We start from the raw sequence: 4,231 nt of genomic DNA on the forward strand, positions 1-4,231 counted from the left end.
GGCCCGGGATGCGGCCGGGGTCTCAGGCCGCTGTCGTGGCCCGCAGGCGGACTGTGAAGGTTGTCGAGCCCGGGGCGCTCTCCACTGCCACGCTTCCCCCGTGCGCCTCCACCACCGCCGCCACGATCGACAGGCCCAGGCCCGCGCCGCCGGTCTTCGTCTTGGTGCTGCGGTCGGCGCGGGTGAAGCGCTCGAAGACGCCGGAGCGGATCTCCTCGGGGATGCCGGGGCCGTCGTCGTGGACCTTCAGGAGGGCCTCGGTGCCGGCCCTCTCCAGGGTCACCGTCACCTTCGTGCCGGCCGGGGTGTGCAGACGGGCGTTGGACAGCAGGTTGGCCGGGACCTGGTGGAGGCGGTGTTCGTCGCCCGATACCGTGACCGGGTCCTCGGGGAGGTCCAGCTCCCAGCGGTGACCGGAACCCGTGGCCCGCGCGTCCGTGAGGGCGTCGAGGACCAGGCGGGTGAGGTCGACGGGGGCGTTCTCCAGGGGGCGGCCCGCGTCCAGGCGGGCCAGCAGGAGGAGGTCGTCGACCATGGCGCCCATGCGGGTCGACTCGGCGGCGATGCGCTCCAGGGCCCGGGTGATCTCGGGCGGCAACGGGCCGGGGTGCAGCAGCGCGAGCTCCGCGTGGCCGCGTACCGAGGCGACCGGGGTGCGCAGTTCGTGACTGGCGTCGGCGGCGAAGCTGCGCAGCCGTTCCTCGCTGGCGTGGCGTTTGGTGAGGGCGTCCTCGACGTGGCCGAGCATGCGGTTGAACGCGCCGGCGACCTGGCCCACCTCACTGCGCGGGTCGGATTCCGGGGCGCGTGGCGGAAGGGCCACCTCCCCGCTGGCCAGCGGAAGTTCGCTGACCCGGGTCGCGGTCGCGGCGACCCGGCTGAGCGGGCGCAGGGACCAGCGCACCCACAGGGCGCCCGCGACGCCGGCGGCGGTGAGGGCGGCACCGAAGACGATCCCGGCGACCAGTACCAGGCGGTGGACGGTGGCCTCGACGGGCTCCAGGGGCATCCCGGTGATCAGGACGTCACCGTCCAGCCCCCGGGTGGCGAGCACCCGGTAGTCGGCCAGCGTGGAGAGGTCGACGCTGTGGCCGCGGCCGTCGACCGGGACCGCCGCGAGCCGCCTGCGGTCACCGGAGCTCAGATCGACGGCCAGGGTGCCGCTGGGCCGGACGACGGCCGCGTTGGTGACCGTGTCGTCCACCAGCCGGGCTCCGAACGTCCCCGTGGCCTGGCGGCGGGTGTCGGCGCGGTCGTCGCCGTCGTGGTCGTTCTCCAGCGGTTCCCCCTGGTGTTCCAGGCTGACCGCGAAGCGGTTCCCCGCCTCGGTGAGCTGCTCGTCGAGACGGCTGGTGAGGAAGCCCTTCAGTCCGAGCACCGCGGCGAGGCCGACCGCGGCACAGCTCACCGCCAGCAGCACCACCAGGCCGAGGGTGAGCCGGGCCCGCAGGGTGTGCGGCCTCAGGTCCCTCACGGCGTCACCGGCTTGATCACGTATCCGGCCCCGCGCACGGTGTGGATCATCGGCTCGCGGCCCGCGTCGACCTTCTTGCGCAGGTAGGAGATGTACAGCTCGACGACATGGGCGCGGCCGCCGAAGTCGTAGGACCACACCCGGTCGAGGATCTGCGCCTTGCTGAGCACGCGGCGCGGGTTGCGCATGAGGAACCGCAGCAGCTCGAACTCGGTCGGGGACAGCTCGATCAGCTCGCCGCCGCGGGTGACCTCGCGGGCCTCCTCGTCCATGACCAGGTCGCCGACGGTGAGCCGGGGGCCCTCGTCGAGCTGCCGGGCCATGCCCGCGCGGCGCAGCAGTCCGCGCAGCCGGGCCACGACCTCCTCCAGGCTGAACGGCTTGGTCACGTAGTCGTCGCCGCCCGCGGTGATGCCCTTGATGCGGTCCTCGACGGCGTCCCGGGCGGTCAGGAAGAGCACGCAGACGTCGGACTTCACGGTGTGCAGGGAGCGCAGGACGGCGAAGCCGTCGGTGTCGGGCAGCATCACGTCCAGGACGACGGCGTCGGGCAGCAGTTCCCGGGCGGCCGTCACCGCCGAGGCGCCGTCGCCGGCGGTGCGGACCTGCCAGCCCTCGTAGCGCAGGGCGCCGGAGAGGACCTCGGCGAGATCCGGGTCGTCGTCGACGACGAGGACGCGCAGCGGGGTGCCGTCGGGACGGGTGAGGGCGGGGCGGCCGGAACGGGTCGTGTTCATCGCCCTTCCAGGATCTCCCCCGGCGCCGGAGACGGACAGCGCCGGATGCTCTGAGTTTCCTCTGAGTGAGCTCAGCGGGTGCCCGTTCAGAGGGTCCTCAGAGGTTCCCCTCGCACAGTGGTGACCAGGACAGGCGAAAGGACACCCCTATGACCACCGTGTACGAGCGGCGGGCCGCACCGGCCGTGGCGCCGCCCGCACGACGATCACCCGCGGGTGTCGTGCTGGCCCTGCTCTGGGCGGGGGCGGCCGCCGTGCTCGCCCTGTGGTGGTCGGACACCGGTTCCGTGGTCGGTACGGCCGGATGGCTGACCGGGGCCGGGCGGATCGCCGGTCTGCTGTGCGGGTACGCCTGCGCGGTACTGGTGGGACTGATGGCACGGGTCCCGCTGCTGGAGCGGCGGGTCGGCTCGGACCGGGTGGCCCGGTGGCACGCGATGGCCGGCCGCTACACCGTCTGTCTGCTGCTCGCGCACATCGGACTGATCCTCGCCGGGTACGCGGCCCAGGACGGTGCCTCGCTCTGGCACGAGACGCTCACGGTGGTCCTCGACTACCCGGAGATGCTCAAGGCCACCGCCGGCACGGTGATCCTCCTCGCCGTCGGCGTCACCTCGGCGCGGGCGGTGCGCCGCCGCACCAGCCACGAGTTCTGGTACTACGTCCACCTCCTCACCTACGCGGCCGTGTTCCTCTCCTTCGGCCACCAACTGGCCCTCGGCAACGACTTCAACGGGAACACGGCGGCGACGGCGGCCTGGTACGCGCTCTATCTCGGCGTCGCCGCACTGGTGCTGTGGTTCCGGATCCTCGCCCCGGTACGGCTGAATCTGCGGCACCGGCTGCGCGTGGAGTCCGTGCACCGGGAGGCGCCCGGCGTGTACTCGGTCGTGGTGCGCGGCCGGCGGCTGGACGAACTGGGCGCGCAGGCGGGGCAGTTCTTCCGCTGGCGGTTCCTCGGGGAGGGCATGGGATGGACCTCGACGCCGTACTCCCTGTCGGCGCCGCCCCGCCGTGACCGCATGCGGATCACCGTCAAGGCACTGGGCGACCACAGTACGGCCGTCGCACTGCTGCGGCCGGGCACCCGGGTGTGGGCCGAGGGGCCGTACGGCTCGCTGACCGGGGACCGGCAGTCCTCGCCCAGGTCGCTGCTCGTCGCCGCCGGTGTCGGCATCACCCCGATGCGGGCCCTGTTCGAGACCCTTCCGGGCGAGGTCACCCTGCTCTACCGGGCCCGCACCGCCGAGGACCTCGCTCTCGGGGGCGAGCTGGAAGCGCTGGCCCGCTGGCGCGGCGCGAAGGTGCTGTACGCGCTCAACGGGCCGGACGGCCGCCGCCCGAATCTGTCCGCCCACTCCCTGCGGTCGGCCGTCCCGGACCTCGCGGGACACGACGTCTACATCTGCGGCCCGCACGGCTTCGCCCGGGACCTGTACGAGGAGCTGCGGGCCGCCGGGGTCCCCGACAGCCGGATCCACCACGAGTCGTTCGAACTCTGAGACCTGTGAGGCCGTAGAAGTGCACGCGCTGAAGAAGAACCGTCCGCTGCGCCGGATCGTGCTGGCGAGCGCCGCCACCGTCTCCGGGATGGTGATGCTGCTGTCGCTGAAGCCGCACGCCTCGCCGCAGGCCGCCCTGGCGCTGCCCGCGCCCTCGGGCAGCGCGAGCGCGTCGAGCGGCAGCGGCTCGGCCACCACCGGCACGAAGACCGTCACCGGCGACACGATCCAGACCCGCTGGGGCCCGGTCCAGGTCCGCGTCACCATCAAGGACGGCAAGCTCACCGAGGTCACCGCGGTGAGCTACCCGTCGGACAACCCGCGGGACCAGGAGATCAACAGCTACGCCCTGCCCCGGTTGCGGAGCGAGGCGCTCCAGGCCCAGAGCGCGGACATCGACACGGTCTCCGGGGCCACGTACACGAGTGACGGTTACCGCCAGTCACTCCAGTCCGCACTGGACTCGGCGGCAGGCTGAACACAGTGGCGCCACGGCACGTATCCAAGGACCAAGGGAC

4 protein-coding genes are annotated in these 4,231 nt (G+C 72.8%); 2 read left to right on the forward strand and 2 right to left on the reverse strand.

Annotated elements, in window-relative coordinates; translation table 11 throughout:
- Positions 1 to 22: 22 nt before the first annotated feature.
- Both EHS43_RS38805 and EHS43_RS38810 read right to left on the reverse strand, forming a co-directional pair.
- Positions 23 to 1,474 (reverse strand): cell wall metabolism sensor histidine kinase WalK, encoded by a 1,452-nt coding sequence (locus EHS43_RS38805; RefSeq protein ID WP_125195279.1) that lies wholly within the window; start codon positions 1,472 to 1,474, stop codon positions 23 to 25.
- Positions 1,471 to 2,211 carry a response regulator transcription factor gene (locus EHS43_RS38810; RefSeq protein WP_125195280.1) on the reverse strand — a complete coding sequence of 247 codons (741 nt, stop codon included), beginning with the start codon at positions 2,209 to 2,211 and terminating at the stop codon, positions 1,471 to 1,473. The genes EHS43_RS38805 and EHS43_RS38810 overlap by 4 nt, the downstream gene beginning before the upstream one ends.
- A 149-nt stretch (positions 2,212 to 2,360) precedes the next feature.
- On the opposite strand from EHS43_RS38810, the gene EHS43_RS38815 reads away from it, so the two are divergent.
- Together EHS43_RS38815 and EHS43_RS38820 are read left to right on the forward strand one after the other, a co-directional pair.
- Positions 2,361 to 3,713, forward strand: a complete 1,353-nt coding sequence (locus tag EHS43_RS38815) for a ferric reductase-like transmembrane domain-containing protein (RefSeq protein ID WP_125195281.1) — start codon at positions 2,361 to 2,363, stop codon at positions 3,711 to 3,713.
- 19 nt (positions 3,714 to 3,732) lie between these two features.
- Positions 3,733 to 4,191, forward strand: coding sequence for an FMN-binding protein (locus EHS43_RS38820; protein WP_125195282.1), 459 nt, complete (start codon positions 3,733 to 3,735; stop codon positions 4,189 to 4,191).
- The last annotated feature ends 40 nt before the right edge of the window (positions 4,192 to 4,231 follow it).

Source organism: Streptomyces sp. RP5T (assembly GCF_003933965.1).
In the GTDB taxonomy this organism is placed as follows: domain Bacteria; phylum Actinomycetota; class Actinomycetes; order Streptomycetales; family Streptomycetaceae; genus Streptomyces.